The 21,723-nt window shown below is 46.3% G+C and carries 20 protein-coding genes and 1 tRNA gene; 7 read left to right on the forward strand and 14 right to left on the reverse strand.

The window, feature by feature from the left end; all coding sequences use genetic code 11:
* The first annotated feature begins 73 nt into the window (after window positions 1–73).
* Together H7F15_RS13030 and H7F15_RS13035 are read left to right on the forward strand one after the other, a co-directional pair.
* The gene (locus tag H7F15_RS13030) at window positions 74–847 is read left to right on the forward strand and encodes an AMP nucleosidase (RefSeq protein WP_185197423.1); all 774 of its coding nucleotides are present in this window, start codon (window positions 74–76) and stop codon (window positions 845–847) included.
* A gap of 8 nt (window positions 848–855) precedes the next feature.
* On the forward strand, window positions 856–2,517 hold the full coding sequence (locus H7F15_RS13035) for an amidohydrolase (protein WP_185197424.1): 1,662 nt from the start codon (window positions 856–858) through the stop codon (window positions 2,515–2,517).
* A gap of 290 nt (window positions 2,518–2,807) precedes the next feature.
* Here H7F15_RS13035 and H7F15_RS13040 read toward each other — a convergent pair whose 3' ends face one another.
* From H7F15_RS13040 to H7F15_RS13050, 3 genes are read right to left on the reverse strand one after another with little or no spacing between them, the layout of a single operon-like run.
* Window positions 2,808–4,139 (reverse strand): MFS transporter, encoded by a 1,332-nt coding sequence (locus tag H7F15_RS13040; protein ID WP_185197425.1) that lies wholly within the window; start codon window positions 4,137–4,139, stop codon window positions 2,808–2,810.
* Window positions 4,140–4,188: 49 nt separating this feature from the next.
* A complete protein-coding gene (locus H7F15_RS13045) occupies window positions 4,189–5,667 on the reverse strand; it encodes a hypothetical protein (RefSeq protein WP_185197426.1) in 1,479 nt (492 codons plus the stop codon).
* Between the two features lie 2 nt (window positions 5,668–5,669).
* Entirely contained in the window at window positions 5,670–7,151 is a 1,482-nt protein-coding gene (locus H7F15_RS13050; protein ID WP_185197427.1) for a hypothetical protein, read from the reverse strand.
* Between the two features lie 318 nt (window positions 7,152–7,469).
* Between H7F15_RS13050 and H7F15_RS13055 the strand changes: the two genes are divergently transcribed.
* The 5 genes from H7F15_RS13055 (at window position 7,470) to H7F15_RS13075 (ending at window position 12,076) form a co-directional block, all read left to right on the forward strand.
* Window positions 7,470–7,643 carry a hypothetical protein gene (locus tag H7F15_RS13055; RefSeq protein WP_185197428.1) on the forward strand — a complete coding sequence of 58 codons (174 nt, stop codon included), beginning with the start codon at window positions 7,470–7,472 and terminating at the stop codon, window positions 7,641–7,643.
* Between the two features lie 203 nt (window positions 7,644–7,846).
* Window positions 7,847–9,424 (forward strand): ABC transporter substrate-binding protein, encoded by a 1,578-nt coding sequence (locus tag H7F15_RS13060; protein WP_255481237.1) that lies wholly within the window; start codon window positions 7,847–7,849, stop codon window positions 9,422–9,424.
* 7 nt (window positions 9,425–9,431) lie between these two features.
* The gene (locus H7F15_RS13065; protein ID WP_185197430.1) at window positions 9,432–10,523 is read left to right on the forward strand and encodes an ABC transporter permease; all 1,092 of its coding nucleotides are present in this window, start codon (window positions 9,432–9,434) and stop codon (window positions 10,521–10,523) included.
* Window positions 10,520–11,584, forward strand: a complete 1,065-nt coding sequence (locus H7F15_RS13070; protein WP_185197431.1) for an ABC transporter permease — start codon at window positions 10,520–10,522, stop codon at window positions 11,582–11,584. The genes H7F15_RS13065 and H7F15_RS13070 overlap by 4 nt, the downstream gene beginning before the upstream one ends.
* Before the next feature lie 243 nt (window positions 11,585–11,827).
* Window positions 11,828–12,076, forward strand: a complete 249-nt coding sequence (locus H7F15_RS13075; protein ID WP_185197432.1) for a hypothetical protein — start codon at window positions 11,828–11,830, stop codon at window positions 12,074–12,076.
* Between the two features lie 82 nt (window positions 12,077–12,158).
* On the opposite strand, the gene H7F15_RS13080 is transcribed toward H7F15_RS13075, so the two are convergent.
* The 11 genes from H7F15_RS13080 to H7F15_RS13130 all read right to left on the reverse strand — a co-directional run bounded on the left by H7F15_RS13080 (window position 12,159) and on the right by H7F15_RS13130 (window position 21,717).
* A complete protein-coding gene (locus H7F15_RS13080) occupies window positions 12,159–12,590 on the reverse strand; it encodes a hypothetical protein (protein WP_185197433.1) in 432 nt (143 codons plus the stop codon).
* Window positions 12,591–12,883: 293 nt separating this feature from the next.
* Window positions 12,884–12,971 (reverse strand) — tRNA-Ser (locus H7F15_RS13085).
* A 70-nt stretch (window positions 12,972–13,041) separates the two neighbouring features.
* Complete coding sequence (locus H7F15_RS13090; protein WP_185197434.1) at window positions 13,042–14,109, reverse strand: asparaginase; 1,068 nt, start codon at window positions 14,107–14,109, stop codon at window positions 13,042–13,044.
* Between the two features lie 2 nt (window positions 14,110–14,111).
* On the reverse strand, window positions 14,112–14,882 hold the full coding sequence (locus H7F15_RS13095; RefSeq protein ID WP_185197435.1) for a TatD family hydrolase: 771 nt from the start codon (window positions 14,880–14,882) through the stop codon (window positions 14,112–14,114).
* A gap of 218 nt (window positions 14,883–15,100) precedes the next feature.
* A complete protein-coding gene (locus H7F15_RS13100; RefSeq protein WP_185197436.1) occupies window positions 15,101–16,192 on the reverse strand; it encodes a glycosyltransferase in 1,092 nt (363 codons plus the stop codon).
* Entirely contained in the window at window positions 16,189–16,827 is a 639-nt protein-coding gene (locus H7F15_RS13105; RefSeq protein WP_370523722.1) for a polysaccharide deacetylase family protein, read from the reverse strand. The genes H7F15_RS13100 and H7F15_RS13105 overlap by 4 nt, the downstream gene beginning before the upstream one ends.
* Before the next feature lie 154 nt (window positions 16,828–16,981).
* A complete protein-coding gene (locus tag H7F15_RS13110; RefSeq protein ID WP_185197437.1) occupies window positions 16,982–18,205 on the reverse strand; it encodes a PP2C family protein-serine/threonine phosphatase in 1,224 nt (407 codons plus the stop codon).
* The gene (locus H7F15_RS13115; RefSeq protein WP_185197438.1) at window positions 18,198–19,373 is read right to left on the reverse strand and encodes an ABC transporter permease; all 1,176 of its coding nucleotides are present in this window, start codon (window positions 19,371–19,373) and stop codon (window positions 18,198–18,200) included. Before H7F15_RS13115 ends, H7F15_RS13110 begins: the two co-directional genes overlap by 8 nt.
* Window positions 19,374–19,631 (reverse strand): hypothetical protein, encoded by a 258-nt coding sequence (locus H7F15_RS13120; RefSeq protein WP_185197439.1) that lies wholly within the window; start codon window positions 19,629–19,631, stop codon window positions 19,374–19,376. It lies immediately after the preceding gene.
* Window positions 19,628–20,761, reverse strand: a complete 1,134-nt coding sequence (locus H7F15_RS13125) for a glycosyltransferase (RefSeq protein ID WP_185197440.1) — start codon at window positions 20,759–20,761, stop codon at window positions 19,628–19,630. The genes H7F15_RS13120 and H7F15_RS13125 overlap by 4 nt, the downstream gene beginning before the upstream one ends.
* Window positions 20,758–21,717 (reverse strand): lysylphosphatidylglycerol synthase domain-containing protein, encoded by a 960-nt coding sequence (locus tag H7F15_RS13130; RefSeq protein ID WP_255481238.1) that lies wholly within the window; start codon window positions 21,715–21,717, stop codon window positions 20,758–20,760. The genes H7F15_RS13125 and H7F15_RS13130 overlap by 4 nt, the downstream gene beginning before the upstream one ends.
* Between the last annotated feature and the right edge of the window lie 6 nt (window positions 21,718–21,723).

A 21,723-nucleotide genomic window follows, 5' to 3' on the forward strand; every position in this document is an offset into this window, starting at 1 on the left:
TTTCTGACGCTCCGCCCCCGTAGCACCAGCTGCCAAGGCGGATTTTTTATATCTAATTGATTATATTTATTTTATGAAGACCAAAGAAGAGATCGTAAACGACTGGCTTCCCCGGTACACCGGTGTGCCACTCCATGAGTTCGGAGAATATATCCTGCTTACCAATTTTATAAATTACGTGCGCATGTTCGCCGACCGCTTTGAGGTGGAGATTAACGGGCTGGACAAGCCCATGCAAACAGCCACAGCCAACAACATTACCATTATTAATTTTGGTATGGGTAGCGCCATGGCAGCAACGGTAATGGATTTGCTTTCAGCCATTAAACCAAAAGCAGCCCTGTTTTTGGGTAAATGCGGTGGCTTAAAACGCAAAACACAGATCGGCGACCTGATACTTCCGATTGCGGCAATCCGTGGCGAAGGTACTTCTGATGATTATCTGCCACCGGAAATTCCGGCCCTGCCATCTTTCCGTTTGCAGCGTGCGGTTTCGTCTATGATCAAGAAGCATGAACTGGATTACTGGACCGGCACCGTTTATACCACCAACCGCCGCGTGTGGGAGCACGACGAAGATTTTAAGGATTACCTGCGCCAGATACGAGCCATGGGCATTGACATGGAAACGGCCACTATTTTCACGGTAGGCTTTATCAATGAAATACCGCATGGTGCACTGTTGCTGGTGTCGGATAACCCGATGATACCGGAAGGTGTGAAGACATCGGAAAGCGACAAGTTGGTAACATCCTCTTTTGTTGAAAAGCACTTAAGTATAGGTATTGATTCATTGATTGAGCTTAAGAACTCAGGAGAATCGGTTAAACACATGCGCTTCGAATAACAGCACACATGAAAAGAACGCTACGCACCTTTGCTGCAGCTATGCTGCTTGGCTCTACCCTGCTAAGTAGTTGCACCAGCACCCAAAAAGCCACCGAAACGGCCGACCTTGTAGTTTACAACGGCACGGTTTATACGGTAAACGATAACTTCGATAAAGCTGAAGCCTTTGCCGTGAAAGACGGTAAGATTGTGGCTGTAGGCACTACCGAAGAGATCCGGAACAAGTACAAGGCAACCGAAGAACTGGATGCGCAAGGCAAAGCCATTTACCCTGGCTTTAACGATGCACACGCCCATTTCTACCGCTACGGCTTGTCGCTGCAGTCGGCTGATCTGGTAGGTACAGAGTCGTTTAAGGAAGTAGTGCAGAAGGTAACGGAGCAGCGCGAAAAGTACCCGGATGCAGACTGGATTACCGGCCGCGGCTGGGACCAGAACGACTGGGCTGTAAAGGAATTCCCGACAAAAGATACCCTGGATGCCCTTTTCCCTAACACGCCGATTATCCTTACCCGAATAGATGGGCACGCCGCTATCGTTAACCAGAAAGCGCTGGACTTGGCGGGCATTACGCCAAACACCAAAATGGTAGGTGGCCTGGTAGAAGTTAAGAACGGCAAAATGACCGGCATCCTGATTGACAATGCGATTGACCTGGTATCGGCCAAAATTCCGGAACCGGACGAGCAGGAACAGCGCCAGGCATTGATAAACGCACAGCAGAACTGTTTTGCAGTTGGTATTACCTCGCTGGCAGATGCCGGTTTAGACAAAAGTACAGCCGACCTGATGGATGCCATGCACAAAAGCGGCGACCTGCAGATGCGTGTGTACGTGATGCTGAACCCCACCAAAGCTAACCTGGACTATTACCTGAAAAACGGCATTTATAAGACCGACAGGTTGAATGTGCGCTCGTTCAAGATCTATGGCGATGGTGCGCTGGGCTCGCGTGGCGCTGCTTTGATCAAACCTTATCATGATAAAGCCGGACACTATGGTTTCCTGCTGGCTACTGAGAAAGAGTTCAGAGACATTGCTGCCCAGCTTGCCAAATCTGATTTCCAGATGAACACACACGCGATCGGTGACTCTACGAACCGCTTGTTGCTGGACATTTACGGGGAAGCTTTGGGTGGTAAAAATGATAAACGCTGGAGAATTGAGCACTCCCAGATCGTGAACCCGGCCGATATGCCAAAGTTTGGCAAGTATAACATTGTACCCTCTGTACAGCCAACACATGCCACATCAGATATGTATTGGGCCGGCGACAGATTAGGCAAAGAGCGTATACCACATGCTTATCCGTTTAAAGAACTATTGCAGCAAAACGGCTGGATTCCGTTGGGCAGCGATTTTCCGGTAGAGCACATTAACCCGCTTTATACGTTCCATGCAGCTGTTGCCCGTCAGGATGCAAAGAACTGGCCGAAAGGTGGCTTCCAGATGGAGAATGCCCTGACCCGTGAAGAAGCCCTGCGCGGCATGACAATTTGGGCAGCAAAAGCAGCTTTTGAGGAGAACGAAAAAGGAACTATAGCGCCAGGCATGTTTGCTGACTTTGTGATTCTGGAAGACGACCTGATGACCGTGGCCCCGGAAAAGATGCGAAACCTGCAGGTGTTGTATACTTACGTAAATGGCAAGCAGGTTTACAAGAAGTAAGTCCAACTATAAACTATAGAAAAGCCGCTGCAATAATCTGCAGCGGCTTTTTGTTTTACGTGCTATAGTTAAAGCTATAATTGCCAACAGCCATATAGGACTCGACGCTTTGCCCTCGCTCGCGTCCCGCGAGTGTTCATTACCCGCGGACTCAGGCCGCTTAAAACTATACTTTGTTCAGCATAGATTTTATATCCGCCTGCTAACTATAGTTGCACATTAACGTGGCGGGACGCCACTTGTAGCACACACTCGCGGGACGCGAGCGAGAGCTAAAGAAGAACTATAGTTTACGACGCTACATTAGCCTTTACTTCCTGCTCCGCTCCTATCGCTTTTTTCCAACGTACCATCGACAGGAAGATCAGCCCCAACGCAAAGAAAATGATAAGCGCCAGTATACTGTTTCGCATGGAGCCGGTTAGTTGCGCTACCAGTCCATAGGCCAGTGTTCCTAAAACGATCGATACTTTCTCAGTCACATCATAAAAGCTGAAAAAAGAAGCATGATCTATAGTTGTAGCCGGAATAAGCTTAGAATAAGTAGAACGGGAAAGCGACTGCACGCCGCCCATTACCGAGCCAACTATAGCTGCCAGCACATAAAAATCAAACTCTCCGCGAATAAAATACGCGCCGATGCATATCCCGATCCAGGTAATAACCGCAACTATAAGCGCCCTGATATTGCCGTATTTACCCGACAAAACCGCAAAGCCGTAAGCTCCGGCAATAGCCACCAGTTGTATGATCAGGATGGTTAAGATGAGGGCGCTGTCTTCGAGTTCCAGTTCTTCAATACCGAAAATGGTAGCTACGTACATCACGGTTTGCACCCCCATGTTGTAGAAGAAAAAAGCCAGCAGAAAACGCTTGAGCATAGGTAATTGCTTTACCTGGCTCCAGACTTTTTTCAGTTCTTTAAAGCCATTCAGCACCCAGCTGCCTTTGGGTTTCCGGTTGTAAACGTTGCCTGGCAAATGGTAAAACGAATACTGCGCAAAACCAAACCACCAAAGCCCTGTGGTTAAAAAAGCAATGCGTGGTGGCAGACTTTTGTTATCGGAAGCAATGCCAAACCACTCCGGCTGCTGTATCATGGCCAGGTTAAAAATGAGCAGCAGCACACTCCCCACGTACCCCATCGAAAAACCACGGGCACTCAGTTTATCAAACTGGTCTTCGGTAGCGATCTCGGGTAAGTAAGCATTGTAAAAAACGATGCTGCCACTAAAGCCAATGGAGGCCAGGACAAAAAGGATAACCGAAACGGTAAAGGTATCGCGGGTAAAGAAGAAAAGGCCAACACACGACAGCGAACCCAGGTAACAGAAAAGCTGCATAAACAGCTTCTTTCGCCCGCTATAGTCGGCAATGGCTGTTAAAAAGGGGCTAAGCAGCGCAATAATCAGAAACGCACCAGACACCGCATAAGAAAACAGCACCGAACTCTCCAGCTCAAACCCAAAGAAGTTAACTATAGTTGACTGCGTTTCGGGGTTTGTAGCAACAGCGCTGTAGTAAATAGGAAAAATGGTGGATGTAATAACCAGCGAGTAGACCGAGTTGGCCCAATCGTAAAAGCACCAGGCGTTGGTTATTTTAGGGTTGTTCTTTTGCATGCATCAAGATATTAAAAATCCGATTTATGCAACTATAAACTATAGATAACTATTTAGATGCATCCAGTTTCTGAAGTATAATTTCCCATAAGTCTTCATAAGGAATGATCTCAGTTTCGGCGTAAGCATAGCCGGGTACAGGGGCCTCTTGTAATTTACTGAACAGGTATTCGCTTTTCTTCCGGCAGCTGGCTGCGTCTATCGGGAATTCACGGCCTGCTACTACTAATAATTTAAGCATGTATTTTGATCGGGCATCTTCTTTGGCAGTCAGGTATCTGGCAATATACTTTTTCATGCGCTCTGCTTCGCTCGCGATCAGGTTTGTATGCCTGTTATCCAGTGCCGTCATAAAGTCGAGAATAACACACCATAAGTTAAACCCTTTCTTGTCCTGCTGCACAACAATCAGCTTTTTCCGCAGCTTTACAGGGATTGAAAAACCATAAGCACTCTGATACACCTGGTAAAAGATAGTCCAGCGCTCCTGAGCAAACTGGTTATTTTCTTTAAAATGCTTATTGTTGAAAGCTTCCAGTAATATTTTTTCTGCCAGTTCAAATTTTTGTGCGTGAACCGCAAGCAGAAAGTAATTTTCCAGGTGCGCAAACCAGTTTTTGGAACCCTCAGGCAACTTTTTCTTAAGCTGTTCCGCTTCCTGTATACCTAAGGCATAGTCCCCATTCTTCAGGTAGGCGTATACAAGCAGGTATTTGGTAAAGCTTTCTGAAAAATATGCTTTATGTATTTTTCCTGCCCGGTAGTCGTCAAAAGTCTGGTTCAGATAGTCGATATAGGCAGCAAAATCGCCATTCAGCTCAAAATAGAAGTTCATGAGCTGATGATATCGTCTGAAGACAGTATACAGATTAGTTTTATGCCAACTGGCCTTCAACTCATCCGTTACGTCCTTTAATGTATTAATAAGGCTGTTACCTGCATTAGCTCCTAACTTGTACTCAAATTTGATATTATGGAAGAGTTCATCGGCTCTTTTTTCATATTCTGCCAATGTATAGAGTTCAGCAAGCTTAGAAATACACTCCTCGTACTCTCGTCTGTTAAATCCATGAATGGTAAGTATAGCTCTTAAAGCCTTATAAGCTTCTATCTGGCAATCTATCAGCTGAACCTCTTCCGCAAGTACCATGGCCTTCTGAAGTTGTATTCTTGCCAGTGCAGTTTCACCGGTTACCCTGAACATGTTAGCTAATTGCAGGTAATGCCGGCATTCCAGTTCAGCACTATTCGATCCAAAACTGATCTCGAAACCAGAAAGATCGAGAAAAAGCAGTTGATTATAAAGTTTCTTCTTTACTCTGGTTTTAAGCATTTTAAATGCATTTGCCTTCGTAAAGTCTCCATACAGGTTTTGTATCAGCTCCGGCTCACTTTCGACTGCATTATCCTTTATAAGCTGGTATAAGCGTGTCTCAAGGCTTGAGCTATCAGCGTAATTGAGAAAAGCTGCAGTAGTAGATTTGCCTTTATTTTCTAATAACTCAACGAGTTTTGTAAGTTCTTCCATAATTACACCCCCGCTTTCGGCATTTCTTCCAAAATAAGCTCCCACAAGTGCTCATAAGGTACTATCTCAATCTCCGCGTAGGCATCACCCGGAGTCGGGGTCTCCATCAGCTTCTGATAATGCTTTGCTCCTTTAGCCCGACAGGAGGTAGCATCAAAACCTTCTGTTACGGTTAACATTAACAGTTTCAGGAAAAGCTTGCTCCGAAGACTAAAGGAGTCCTTCAGGTGCGTTAAAATGTATTTTTTAAGGCTTTCGATCCTGTATAACAGGCCTTCGGAGTCTCCTTTTTTCAGAAAATAAATAAACTGCAGTATAAGTATAGCTACGTTAAATCCTTGCTTGTCCTTGCTATACTCGGTGATAGAAGTTATAAAGCTTTGGTAATTAAAGTTTTTAAGAACCGGTGCTGCAGGGTTTATAAAGAACAGATACGCCGTATACAATTGCCACCTTTCCTTGGAATCGCTGGAAATTGTATTAAAATTAGTATTAGCCCGAACCCTGTGAAGCAGAATCACGGCCAATTCGTATTGCCTGGCATGTACAGCTAACAGGAAATAATTCTCCATGTAAGCAAACCAGTTTTTGGTTGTGATATCAAAAAGGTTGTAATAATCGCTTGCGTAAATTAACCCCTGCGTATAACTTTTGGCCCTTAAATGCGCATACACCAATATGTAAGCATTGTAGGCCATATCAAACCGCTCTTTGCTTATTTGTCCGCTGGCAATTTTATCGCTTGCTTCCTGGGTTACACTTATGATCTTAGAAAAATTACCGGTAAGCTCGTAATAAAGAATCGACGTTTTGTAATATGCCAGGAAGCTCTCAAAGGACTGTATTTCAGAAGCAATCTCAGTTAAGCGCTCAATAATCCGGGGCAGTTCTGCTAACAGCGCCTTTCTTACTTTAACGGTGCTCCTTAAGTGTGCTTTTGCTAACTGGTAAAAACTTAGGGCTTCTTTTTCTAAGGAAACAATCTTGAGCTGTTGCAGATAGGTGTTACGCTTACTGTTATATGTCTTCAGGGTTCCCTGATTGGTCAGCGTGGACAGCTCAAGTTCGTATGCACTTAGCAGAAGATCATTGAATTGGTATTCTTGCGAGATAGCGATTGCTTTGCTACAGAGCGTGAGCACTAAATTGTATTCGGTCTGTTTAGAGAGCAGTTTGGCAATAGTAAGCAAACGGGCACATTCTACTTCCTTTTGCAACTGTCCTTTGTTGTTATCTATCTCAACGGTTAACAGCGCATTATAAAGCTTCTTCTTTAACCTATGCTTCAGCATTTTATAGCGCACATCACCCTGATCAGTGCCATATAGCTGGTAAGCTGCATCGGAATCAGACAAGTATTTACCTTGTGTTACGCCCTGTATAAAAATACCTTCCAGGCCTTTCTGTTTATGCGAAATAGCAGTGGTCCCCGGCTTAGACGAAACATTATATAAAACTTTAAATAATTGTTGGATCTCCTGCATAGACAGTAAAAAGTTTAACTTTGAACTCAATATATGTCCGAATAAACTCAGAACCCAAACCAAGGCTGGTCTGAAAAAATTCAACTATAGGCATATGTTCAAAATAGGCGCAGCCACTAAATGTTACATTTCATAAAGTTGCTGCAGGCAAAATAGCTAAAATTAGCACAATATATAAATTTTAGGCCTGACTATAAAGTTATATATAATATTTACGGAGATAAATCATAGTTACTTTTACTGCTTAATATTCCTTGTCAAGCCAATGATATCCTTTAATATTTGTCCTGATCGTAATCTCATTTAAATAAAATCGCCATGATAGAAATTATTATTTCCATTATCCTGCAAATAACCACAATTTTAGGTGGTGGTGACGCCTCTAAGGATGCGCTGCAAGCAAGTGAAACAAAAGCAAAAGCTGAACAAACAAGCCAGCCTGAGAAACCAGAAGCAAGTGTTGATGGTGGAACTGGTCAGTGGAACGATTAATCTGATAAAGTTTTCCCTTTTCCTTATCTTGCTAAAGATTACTTTTAGCCAAAGGATTTTTTGAGATGAGGAAGCTTTACGCGATTTTTTTAAGTTTATTATTACTTCTTACTTATTGCTCGCAGCCTAAGCAACAACCTGGTCAGGTTAGTGTACGCCTTGCATCTGAGCCGCATACGCTAAACCCTGCCAACTATAACGACATGGCTGCTATGCAGATCCTGAACCTGGTTTTCCAGAGTTTATTAGGACCAGACCTGGAAGATGCACAGCTTAAACCTATTCTGGCTAAAAGCTTACCACTGATCGAGCAAAAAGACTCAGTAACATACATAACTTATGAAATCCGTGAGGAAGCAAGGTGGACAGACGGTTCGCCCGTAACATCGGATGACGTAGCTTTTACATTAAAAGTGCTGAAAGCTCCGCTGCTTCAGAATGAACAGATAAAACCGCAGGTAGCCTTTATACAGGATCTGGTAATTGACAAAGACAACAACAGAAAGTTTACGTTTGTCTGCAACCGCTTTACCCCCGAAATGGAGTTACTTTCCGGAGATTTTTTTATTCTGCCGGCATATTTATTCGATCCTGAAGACCTTCTTGCCAGTATTCCGGTAGCCGCATTGACAGATAGCCTTTCCAAGCTTGAAAACAATGAAAATTTAAAGGCTTTCGCGGCTCGTTTTAACACACCGGACTACAATAACAACGGAAAAATATTACAAGGTAGCGCCGGTTACTTGCTTCAAGAGTGGGTACCGGGGCAATCTATAGTTTTAACCCGTAAAGAGAACTGGTGGGGAAACAACACCTCTGCCAGCAATTTAACTGCCAACCCAAGCCGGATCGTACTGCACGTTATCCCGGAGAACACTACGGCCCTACTCGCCCTTAAAGCCCGCCAACTGGACGTGCTCAGCGATATTCCTGCACTGGAATTCGACGAACTGAAAACAAACAAGGATTTTCTGGAAGACTTTAACCTGCACACCCCGGATTCCTATGCCCTGGTGTATGCCGGCATTAATAGCAGACTGGCCAAGTTCGCTGATAAAAAGACGCGCCAGGCCATAGCGCACCTGATAGATGTTCCGAACATCATTAAAGTTACCCAGCAATCGTACGCTGTGCCATCGGTTGGTATTGTGCCGCCTTCGGTAAAAGAGTACTATAACACAGGACTTAAGCCCTATACCTATAACACTGGTGCCGCGGCACAACTGCTGCAACAAGCCGGCTGGCAACAACGCACAAACGGTTGGTTCCGGACTGCGAACGGCAAAGAAGAACAGCTAACTATAACTGTTACCTATAAGGCAGGCAGCACCATGCTCGAAACCACGGCCCTTATCTTTCAGGCGAGCGCAGCCAAAATAAATATACCTGTACAGGTAGAGGCACAGGAAAGCAGCTTATTCTCTAAAAATTCACGCAATCATAGTTTTGAGATCTTCTTCAGAACGCTGACGGGTAATCCGTTTAACTTTAACTTCGAGCCTATACTTCATACATCGTTCGCTGAGACGGGTGGCACCAACTATACCGGCTTCGGGAATGCAAAAACAGATGCGTTGATAGAAGCGATTAACCACGCTACCGATAAAGGACAGAAAGCGAAACTGCTGAAAGATTTCCAGAAGGTGATGCTTGAGGAAGCTACTTTCCTGACCTTGTACTACCAGAAAGAGCGACTGGCCATAAACAAGCGGTTCAGCAACACCAAAGTATCCGGCCTGAAACCAAATTACGATATAAGCGCCTTCCTGCTTCAAAAATAAGTTCTTTATGCTGCAGCAACCAGCCATAAAACGCTTATTGGTAGCCATCCCGGTTATATGGTTTATGGTTTCGGCTATCTTTTTATTAAGCAGGCTGCTGCCGGGCACTTACGGCGAAACACAGCTCCTGAGCCCCGAAGCCGGGTTTTATGGTAAAAGCCTGCAAACCGACAGAACAGCAGCCTACCAGCAACTGCTGCAGCGTACCGGCCAGGACCTGCCTTTATTTTATATAAGCATTGCCCCGCTTTCGGAAGTACATACTGCAACAACTTTCTCCTACCTGGTGCCGGACCTGGAATGGCATGGCACCCGCAACCAGTATCACCACTGGGCTGCCGCTTTGCTTACCGGCCATTTGGGCGTCTCGTTTACCAATTCCCAACCTGTGTCAGCTCTTATTGCGGATGCTGCCGGCAATACTTTTTTAATATTACTGGTGAGTATGGTGCTAACGTCTGTTCTCGCTTTTTATGCAGGTATAGCCATGGTGCAGGATACTGGCAAAAAATGGCGCAAACCAATGCTGGCCCTGCTGGTGCTGTTGGATAGTATTCCGCTCTTTGTGCTTTGCCTGTTATTGCTTCTGCTGCTGGCCAACCCTGATGCCTGGCAGCTTTTCCCGGTGTTTGGCTTAGGTTTAAATTTACACGATACCCAGAGTAATTGGGTTACTCAGGCCTCTTATATGGTATTACCTGTTGCCTGTCTGGTGCTGGCAAATCTCCCCTACCTTACCAATCAGGTCTATACTTCGCTGACAGGCACGTTGCAGGCTGGCTACATTAAAACCGCCCGGGCAAAGGGTCTGCCCCACGCAAAGGTTGTTACCCGGCACGCTCTCAGAAATGCCCTGCTACCCGTAATTACTACCTTATCGGATATGTTACCTGCCCTGTTTGCCGGGTCTGTAGTGATCGAAACTATATTTGCTATTCCGGGCGTGGGGCGTTTGCTGGTGAGCAGTGTCCTTTCCCGCGACTTTCCGGTTATCATTGGCATTGTTATAGTTGTAGCGCTCATAAAAATGGTATCCCATATAGTTGCGGATGTAGCCTATAGTGCTGCCGACCCACGCATAAGAGCCCGTACTGCATGAGAGCGTTCATCTCCGATATTGCTTATTTACTAAGGACAAAGTGGAGCTTTCGGTTGGCCATCGTGTACCTGGCGCTGTTAACCGGGCTTGTCCTTCTGCTTCCTTTGCTGCCTTTGCCTTTTAGCCCCAACGAGCTAAACCTGCAACATGCGTTTCAGAAGCCATTTACTAACCCTACCTATATATTGGGTACCGACCAGTTAGGGCGCGATGTGCTCTCGAATTTACTTTGGGGAGCTCGTAACGGGTTATTCATAGCTGTACCGGTTATGCTTTTATCGGCTGTACTTGGCACGGCAGTCGGGGCTGTAGCTGGATATTTCGGAAACAGCAAATGGAAACTGACCTACGCACAGGTTTTACTGATTCTGGTAACTATACCTATCGTTTGTTATTATCTGATCCATCTTCCGATGCAGGTAGTGCTTTATAGTTTGCCTGGTAAAGTTGCCGGCATGGCTATAGTTGCAGGCCTGGCACTTTCGGCTATTCTTTGGTTGATCATAAAACCGCTTTTAAACAACCTGATGAGATTAAGGCAAACGATAGCTATACCCGTTGATGGAATTGCCCTGCGCCTGATAGAACTCCTGACCAGCATACCCCGCCTTATACTCCTGATAAGTGTGGCGGCTTTTGCCGGGCCATCCCTCTGGCTGCTTTCCGTTATTCTTATCTGCACGTTCTGGACAGGTACAGCCCGCCTTGCCCGCGCCGAAATGTTACGCATTGTGCAACTGCCTTATATCGAAGCAGCTATAAGTACCGGCATGAAGCACCGTCGGGTTATTCTGAAAGAGGCGCTCCCAAATCTGCTGACTCCTGTCATTGTAGCCTTTGTGTTCGGGGTAGCCAGTCTGCTGGCTGTCGAATCTACGCTCTCTTTCCTGGGCATCGGGTTACCGGCAACGCACGCCAGCTGGGGAAGAACGATCTCCAGTATCCGTTTAAACTTATCGGCCTGGTGGCTGGTGGCCTTACCTGGGGGCTTTTTAGCGCTTACGGTACTTGCGCTGCAAACCTGTTCCTATCATTTGATACGGCTGTCGCAACAAAAATAACATAGCCTAAATGTTACTTTTTACCGTTCCGCAACTATAGTTTTTCCAATACCCGATTCACATGTTACTTTTAAGATAAAATGTATACTACATAATACTCTTAAAGTATATAAAATCCGCTATTCAGAACCACCAGCACAACGCTTTATAACTATAATACAAGTTACAAAGCAGCTATAGCTTTCCTGTTACAGCATATAGGGATTGGTTAATATTGTTACAGAAATCAAAATAACACGCTGTATGGACCAAACTTATAGTCTGACCAAGGAAGCAGGCCAACCGAAAGGGAAAGCCGCTGCAACGGCCAATAAGGCAAGCGAGCTGCCCGACGAGGCGCTGGAGTTTGCTACTATAGATGGTGGTGTAGTAGACTTTTATGCCTGCGAGCAGGCAGTTAGCAACGGTGCTGGTATTTTTATTGGAGGGTATTTTGTAGGGGTTACAGAGTTTACGCAGTGTTATACACAACAAACACTGATGCGTAAGTAACCCGGCGTAACTAAGAATAGTTGTTGGTTGTTTGTGTTATACATTTAGCCCTGTGGTAATAACTGCAGGGCTTTTGTATGCCTTATGCTGTGTAGATCCAGTCAAGGGCGCTTTCTCGGTCGGTAAAAGAGCGCAGGCTGCATCCGAAGTGTTGCTCCCATTGCATGTAACCAAGCAGACTCTCTAACACAGCCTGTGTGAACACGTCGGGCTCCATAATGCGGGCAAACTTTACGACCGATGACTGGCTGAGCGAAGGTAAAAAAGAATTCCTGATCCAGGACTGATCATCAGCGCCTAACGTGTTCAGCTTACGTGTATCGGCAAGCAGATACCATGGCTCCCGCTCATCAATTACCTGCAGCAGATGGGTAAGTGATTCCTGCAGTTCTTCGGGAGATGTTACCATATCCCAATGGATTTCAATAAGATTTAACGGTTCGCTATATCGGATGGTATAAAAGGCACTATCGGATGTAACTGTTTCAGAAATTAAGGCGCGGTTCAGGATCATAAGAAGCTATTACGTAACAATTATAGCTAAATAATTGTATTGCTACATGATAATTTATGCTTATGTAAAGTATTTTAAGTTTTTGTTACCTTTTGAAGCTTTTCTCTATTTAAAACTATAAGCAAATCCCTTGATTTCGGCCTTAACAGGATCAACAGTACTCTACGCTGGAATTAAACTTAGAAAGGGGCAGCAAGGTTTAAAAGGGATACAAGTGTAACTCTGAGAAGTGTTGAGCGGAAACAAAACAGGCCCTTACCTTGTGGGTAAAAGCCTGTCTGAACTATAGTTTGCAGAGAGTGAGGGATTCGAACCCTCGATACCCTTTTGGGGTATACACACTTTCCAGGCGTGCTCCTTCGACCACTCGGACAACTCTCTAATTGTGGCTGCAAAGATACGCTAATAAATTCTATAGTTGCAAACCGGCTTTAACTATAGTTTAACCACTTTACAAAGTAATTTCGCCACGCAGGTTCTCTGTCAGCAGCTTTATAGTTTGCTCTTTCGGCAAGTTAAGACCCAGCACAAACATCAGCTTGGTAATGGCCGCTTCGGTAGTTATGTCAGCTCCGCCAATTACGCCCATGTTTAACAGGTACTTGCTTGTTTCGTAGCGGCCCTGGTCTACGCGGCCTTCGTCGCACTGGCTTACGTTCAGGATATACACACCGCGGTCTATGGTTTCTTTCAGCAGATCCAAGAACCACGTTGTGGTAGGCGCATTGCCAGCTCCAAATGTTTCCAATACCACCCCTTTTATGTTCGGCAACTGCAGAATGCTGCGTACTACCTGCTCAGTAATACCCGGAAAAAGTTTCAATATCACTACATTGGGCTCCAGCTGGTGGTGTACCTTTAGTGGCTGCAGGGGGCATGGCAGAATATGTTCGTCGTAGAAATCGATATCAATTCCCGCTTCGGCCAGTGGGGGGTAGTTTTCGGATTTAAAGGCATCGAAATGGCTGCTCTCTACTTTTTTGGCCCGGTTACCGCGCAGCAACAGGTTATGGAAAAAGATGCTCACTTCCGGCACACGGCACTTAACATGTGCTTTGGTTCCGGCAATCTGCAAAGCTGTGATCAGGTTCTCACGTGCATCGGTTCGGATCAAACCTATTGGCACCTGGGCTCCGGTAAAGATCACCGGCTTCTGCAGGTTCTCAAGCAAATAACTCAGCGCAGACGCACTATAGCCCATGGTATCGGTGCCGTGCAACACCACAAAACCGTCGTAATCGTTATAGTTCTCTTCTATCAGTTTGGCCAGCATCAGCCAGTCGTCAATCGTGATGTTCGATGAGTCGATCACAGGCTCGATGCTTATGACCGTGAGCAGGTAGTTGAATTGCTTCAGTTCCGGCACTTTCTCCAGAACCTGATTAAAATTGAACGGCACCAGGTGCTGCGCTTTTTCATCGTACACCATCCCGATCGTTCCGCCGGTGTAAATGATGAGGATAGATGCTTCCGGGTCGTCGGGTGCGGCTGTATCGATGTGAACTTTTACCGTTTGCATAACTATAGTTTAAACAGATTCAGGGCGTTTTTTGTAGTTACTTCTGCTACTTCTTCTTCGGTTTTCTGCATCAGTTCAGCTACGCGTTTCAGTACCAGCGGAATGTAGGCAGGCTCGTTGCGTTTGCCACGATATGGTACCGGTGCCAGGTACGGGCAATCTGTTTCCAGCACCAGACTATCCAATGCCACATGCGGAAGTACTTTATCCAAACCCCCATTCTTAAAAGTAGCCACACCACCAATTCCCATCAGAAAGTTAAGTTCTTTTACTTTGGCCGCCTGCTCTACCGTACCCGAAAAGCAATGGAAAATACCGCGCAGGGTGCCATCCTGGGCAGCAGCAACTAACTCATACGTTTCGTCAAACGACTCGCGGGTGTGAAGGATAATAGGCAGGTTGTGTTTCTTCGCCAGTTCGAGCTGTACTTTCAGGGCTTCCTGCTGCTGCGGGAAATAAGTTTTGTCCCAGTACAAATCGATGCCGCACTCCCCTACTGCCGCAAACTTTCGCTTGTCCAGCCACTCTTCCACCAGGTATAGTTCGCGCTCAAAATCCTTTTTCACATACGCAGGGTGCAGTCCCATCATCGGGATGCATGTTCCTGGAAAAGCCACTTCCGTTTCCAGCATCGCATCAATAGAAGTATGGTCGATGTTGGGCATGTAGATCTTCTCTACTCCTGCTTCTGTGGCCTTTGCTACTGCGGCAGCCAGGTCATCCTTAAATTCTTCGGAGTAAATATGCGCGTGCGAATCAACTAATTTCAACATTCCAGTTAGCAGTTAATTGTAATCAGTAACCAAGGCGGTACTATAGTTTAAAGCTGCAAGTTCGAACTAAGATTTTTAGGATGAAAGGATTTTAGGATTTTGTATGAACTGGTATAAATGGGGATTAAATGATTTAGCGGGATTCAAAGAAACTATAGCTTCGTGGTAGCCAAGACGCAAAGTATTGCGTCTCTACATTTCCAATACCTTTCTAACTTCTAATAGCGCCTTCCCTTCCAGACGGTTTTAACTGGTATAAAGAAGAAGATAATGAGGATGACGGAGGAGACGACGAGGTATAGTTCGAAGAGGATGTAGTAATACCAGGGCACGGTCATGTTTACCCGGCGCAGGCACTCGCGCACAAAGATGCTCTGGAAGATAAGTTTGAGCACGAAAATACCCAGCATAATGGCCACCGAAGTATGAACCCAGAATGGGATAAGCACCGGATAATAGGCAGAATGCAGAATAAAAATAATAGCCATGTACCACGGCAGGTGCATCGAGCCGCTCATCCAGCGTTTGCGCTGGTACATATACTGCCAGAACGTGCCAGCCGGCAACGAAAGCGCCAGTGTATCCCGGTTATAGATATTCCGGAACTCCCAGCCTTTGCTTAGTATTTCGTTAAAAATGGCAATATCTTCTGTAATAGAGAACTTTATGCCTTCAAAGCCGCCTACACTCTCATAAGCCTGCCTGCGCAACAGCATGTTGTTGCCCATGGTAGTTACCGGCAACTTCACATCCGCCACCACCTGTATCAGCCCCAAAGCATAGAGCCAGTCCAGGGCCTGCATTTTATGGAAGAAGTGCTTACCGGTTATCGTGGTGATACCTGTAACGACTCCCACTTTTTCATCCAGGGCAGAGAGCATAGTTTGCACCCAGTTTTTAGGCACGGCAATGTCGGCATCGGTGTAAAAGAAATAGTCGGTGGTTGCGTGGTGGGCGAGTTGGGCCAGCACATTGGCTTTGCCGCGTGTGTTGCCAATCGTCTGGGTTATGGTGATGCATCTATAGTTCGGCTTGTCTTTGATAAAGTTGCTAACTATAGCCAATGTATTGTCTGTAGAGGCGTCGTTCCCGATGAGTACTTCAATTTTATCTTTCGGGTAGTTAAGGGCTTCTATAGCAGTAAGGCAGCGCAGGATGCTGTGTTCTTCGTTGCGGGCGGCTATTAGAATACTGATGCGGGGTTGCTTGGTGAAAGCAGAAGTATAGCTTTTACGGTTATAGAACAGCAGGTATACCAGCCCCAGAAAAATGGAAAAGTAAACTATAAAGTAGATGACCGATACGATCATAGGGTCTCGAAGGTATAGCCCAGCCCGGAGAAATGCTCCAGAAAACGTGGCAGGGCGTAGCGCATGTTTCGTTCCGCTTTCAGGCTGTCGTGGAATACGATGATGCTGCCGGGTTGGGTTTTATGTATGCTGTGCTTCAGACATTCTTCCGGGGCCAGTGTACCGTCATAATCGTTGGTCAGCACATCCCACATGATCAGCTCGTAGGTTGGCCTGAGCGCTTTTGCCTGTGCTGATGTAATGCGCCCGTAAGGTGGCCTGAACAGTAATTTATCCCCTGATTTATCCGGAGCTATAGTTTCCAGCGCATCCTGGCACTGCTGCACATTTTGCAGGTATAGTTCCAGTGATGTCTGCCAGCCTTTTAAATGGTTAAAGGTATGATTTGCCAGCTTATGTCCGCCAGCTAGCACCTGCTGCGCCACTTCCGGATGCTTTGCCACGTTGTCCCCAACACAAAAGAATGTGGCCTTTGCCTTATAGTTTGCAAGCTGCTCCAGCACCCATGGGGTTATTTCCGGAATCGGCCCGTCATCAAATGTCAGGAATAGTTTCTTGTCCGCTACATTACGGTGCCAGGTATAGCCGGGCAACAGCTTCTTCATCAGGTAAGGCGTTTTGTAGAGGCGAAACACTTAGTCGATTTGGGTATTTGAAAATTTGAAGATTTGGAGATGACTTAATAATAGAAATTCATAATCCTGAAAGGTGAATGAACTATAGACTGCTATCGTTACACTCTAATTTCATTTTCAAATTTCCACATCTTCAAATCTCCAAATCTAAAAATTATTTAAACCTGCATGAGAGCAGTGTAATGTCATCGTTCAGGGTGGCGTCTTCGTTGTAGAGGTTTATTTCGCGGAGCAGTTGCAGGTGCAGCATTTTGGAGCTCAGGAAACGGTGCGTCTGCAGGAAGTTTATAGTCCGCTCAATACCAAATTCCGAATCGTCTTCATCAAATACTTCGGTCAGGCCATCGGTGTAGCAAAGCAGCACAGCGTTTTTAGGCACCGTAATGCTGGTAACCGACATAAACGGCAGTACATCGAACACACCCAGCATGGTACAGCCTTCGTTCAGCAGTTGGTGCGTGTTGTTCTCGTGTAGCAAAATGGGCGAATTGTGGCCGGCATTTACATAGCACAGCTCGCGGGTTTTGCGGTTATACAGCGCCAGAAAAGTCGTGATAAACTTCTCAGCTATCGCATTTCTATAGATCAGGTTATTCAGCTCTGCTACTACGGTATTCAGGTCTGAAGTCTGCCGAAGGATGGTTCTTAGACCTGCCTGGAAATTCGACATCAGCAAAGAAGCCGGCACGCCTTTACCCGATACATCGGCCACGCAAAACAGGAATCGGTCCTGGTCTATTTCAATGTAATCGTAGTAGTCGCCGCCAATGGATGAATGCGGTATGTAGCTGGCGTGTATGGCAATGTCTTTGTCGTTTGGCAGGGCCTTCGGGAACAGCATATTCTGTACTTCGCGGGCAATTTCAATCTCGCGGCGGATAGACTCCTGCGCCAGTCGCTGGCGGGCCATTTTATGATTTTCGATGGCAACCAGCATAATGTTACTCACCGTTTGCACAAAGTTCAGGGCTTCCAGATTGGTATAAAACGGCTGCATCTTGCCTATCATCACAAAGGCCAGTACTTTGCCGTTGTGCAGTACCGGAATAACGATCTCAAAAGCGCGCCACTTTTTATCTACCTGTAGTTTGCTCATGTAGGTGATCTCTTTCAGCGAGGTAATGGCTTCCGGAAGGTCCTGTTTTTTGAAGTCCTGCTGCGTACCGAAATCGGCTTTGCACTCCCACTGCTCATCGTGCACGTACAGCACCAGCCTGCTAATGTGCAGCTGGGCAAGCAGTGTAAAACGGTAAATTTTATACAAAGCAGCTTCAGGCAGGTTATCGTTGATCGCCTGCGTAATCTCCAGTAGAGCAGATAGCTCCAGCTTTTTAAGGTTAAGCTCCTGTTGTATATTTGGTGTGCTACTTTCAGCCATTGGTCAACGGTATTTTTGGATCGTATGCATCGCGCAAGCCATTCCCCAGCAGGTTAAATGCCAGCACCAGCACACTAATGCACAAACTTGGTAATAGTACTAAATATAAACCAGCCTTCGCCCCTATCAGCTGAAAACCTTCGTTCACCATCATGCCCCAGCTTGGTGCCGGCGGTTGTACGCCAAGCCCCAAAAAACTTAGGCCCGCCTCTATCAGAATTGCCGATGCAAAGTTTGCTGTGGCAATAACGATTAAGGGCCCTATCATGTTTGGAAGCAGATGCCTTAAGATAATCAATCTTTCCGGAACTCCCAGAACCTGAGCCGCTTCGATGTACGTCTTTTCTTTTAAACCCAGTATCTGGCCACGCACCACACGGGCAACTTCTACCCACATGGTTAAGCCAACTGCCACAAAAGCCACCCAAACGCCTTTACTATCCAGGGCCAGACTAATGGCGATTACCAGCATAATGCTCGGCACCGACCACACCACCGTCATCAGGAAGGTCATCAGTTTATCTACCCAACCCCCAAAATAACCGCCTGCCGCGCCAACCGCAATACCTACTATTAACGATATAAGCACCGCCACAAAGCCAATGCCCAGCGAAATACGTGTGCCTAAAATCAAGCGGCTCAGTACATCGCGCCCGGCCTTATCGGTGCCCAGCCAGAAGGTTTTGTTCCGGATGTAGTCTTCTTCGATCAGTTTCTGAAGTTCGGCAGAACTATAGTTTCCGGGCTCAGCTACGATCTCATTGAGGCCGAAAGAGCGGGGCTGATCGGCCATGGCGTTGTTGCTGCGCAGTGGCTGCACCTGCAAACTATCGCCTTTAAAACTATAGTTCTCGATTGCAATTTCGCTATAGTCTTCAGGAGCGCCAAAAAGCACGAACTCCACAGGATTTACATCGGCAGCAGGATTTACTTTAGCGATGCGCAGTACCTGTGTTGAGAAACCGGGTGTTTTTTTCTGGATCTGCACCAGGCCGTTGTTCGCATTTGGCGTGCTGTCGGGCATAATAGCGTAACCAAGTATAGCTACAACTATAGCCAGAATGATAATGCCCAACCCGGCCATGGCAGGTTTGTTCTGCAACAGGCGCTGCCTGATGTAATAGGAAGGCGGCCGGTTAGCGGCTTTATCTTTTTGTAGTACAGCCATTTAAATTGAATTATGCACTACTAAGCCCGCTTTGGTGGCAAGGTAAAAATAGTCGTGGCAATGTTTCCCGAAGGTGTTCGGATCATAGGCGTGCTCGGTATCCTGGTCGGGGTACATGATGCGGATGTAGCCTTTGGCGAGCAGCGACTGCAACCCCTGGCAGAGCTCTTCATCACTTAAAGAAAGGGTGCTGCGCAGGTCCGGGTAAGACGCTACAAAGTATAGTTCATCGAGTATGTCGAATTCAATTTCTGTCATCGGTTCTGTATCGTTCTGCCTTTCCAGCGGTAGCGCCCGGTTAATCCTAAAACGGCGGTTACTACCACGTACGGAATGTACACCAGTTGCAGCGGAAGCATGTACCAGATGTACTGCTTTCGGCCTAAAAAACTGAGAATACGAGATAAAAATAAGAAATCTACGGCGAACTTGGCAACTATAGCGCTAATAAATACCGAAGCAGGCAGCACGCCAACTATAGCCATACCCAGGCCCACGAACAATAACAGGTTAACTGTAAACACAATAAGCGCCAGTAGTTTTACATGCCACTGCTGGTACGCCCGCCATTTGCTCGCCCACCTGATGCGCTGACTCAGGAAACTGCTGATGGTTTTGCGGGCTTCGGTGTAAACTATAGCTTGTTTGTGTTTCAGGAAAAGTATCTTCTCTGGGTGCTTCTGGCTGATCTTGTGCAGCAGAAATTCATCGTCGCCACTGGCTATTCCTTCGTTACCAATGAAGCCGTTCACTTCGTTGAAAGCCCGTTTGGTGTAAGCGAGGTTTGCACCGTTGCACATGTTTGGTTTGCCCATGCTTATCGATGCGCCGCCTATACCTATTAAACTGGCAAATTCCACCAGCTGCATGCGCTCGAGTAAACTATAGGTATTGCAAAAACTGACTGGTCCGCTGATGAATTTGGGTTGATGCGTTTGGAAGCTATAGGCGTATAGTTGCAGCCACTCGGGTTGTACACGGCAGTCGCCGTCGGTAAACACCAGCAACTCCCCTTCTGCCAGTTCTATTCCTTTCTGTACCGCTGCTTTTTTACCATTGCATTTAACATAACTTTTCAACTCAACATACTTTATAGTTAGCGTTGATGTTTTGGCAAAATCAGAAACTATAGTTTTGGTAGCATCTTCAGAATGATCATCCACCACAATCACTTCAAAAAGGTGTTTCGGATAGGTCTGGTTTTCCAGATCCTGAAGTAAATGCAGAATGTTAGCCGCTTCGTTGCGGACAGGGATGATGACAGAGAGTTTTATAGTTGGCTGCCAGCCGGTCGGTATAGTTGGTTCAGGCAATTTAGCCCAGGCAGCCCAGCGTCGAAGGATAACCCAACTATAGCTTGTTAAGAAAACAATAAGCAGCCACATCATGCAGGCACTCCTTTCCGGAAGAAGCGCAGGCGCAGCACGAAATACAAACCTACCAGGCTCGGTACGGCAATATTAAGAAACCACAAACTCAGGCTGGCGCTCAGCACCTGTAAGCGCTCCTGCCCAAGCAAACCAAACAAATACATCGCCGACAACTCCCGCACCCCCAGATCAGAAAGCAAACTAACCGATGGAACGATGGATTTGATAAAGAACGTACCCGCCACACCACACACATATTGCAAGGCACTCAGCTTTACATCAAACAGGATCAACAGGAATATAAACTGCAGCAGGAAAACTGTGTAGCGGCCCAGCGAAAGCAGTAACAGTTTTGAGATTTCAGCAGAACGATAGCGCGCCATAATGGCCACATACTGTACCAGTTTACGCAACGGTTTTATAGCTGAAATTACCGCCACCAGCGCCTGCGCATTATACAACAGCAGCAATGTTGCCGCAACTATAGTTATAAGCAGAAGTACTAAACTTATTGAGACACCGGGATAAGCCGCCCAGAAAAAGGTAACTATAAAATAGAGTAGCCCGAGAGAACCAACTATAACCGTAGCTACCAACTGGCAAAACCTACCAATAAAAATGGCTCCTATGGCTTCCAGACGCTGTTTGCTTTTCAGCTCCAGCACGCGGCCGACATAATCTCCTATTCGGTTTGGGGTAATAAAGCCTAAGGTTAAACCTACCATCACGGCACGATAGGCACGCCAATATGAGATCGGCTCCAGCTTTTGGCCCAGCAATTGCCATTTCTTAGCCTCAAAGCCCCAGTTGGCAGGTATAAGCAGTGTGGTAACTATAAACAGCCAGCGCGATGGGCTTTGCAGCGCATTCTCAACTATAGTTCTCCAGCTCAGGAAGGTGTCGGGGGCAGTGAAGATAGCCTGGTACAGCAGGTAAAGGGTAAGCGCCACCACCAGCAACTTAGCGGAGAGCAAAAGGAA

Origin of the sequence: Pontibacter sp. Tf4, assembly GCF_014212495.1 — a bacterium.
Classification (GTDB): Bacteria; Bacteroidota; Bacteroidia; order Cytophagales; family Hymenobacteraceae; genus Pontibacter.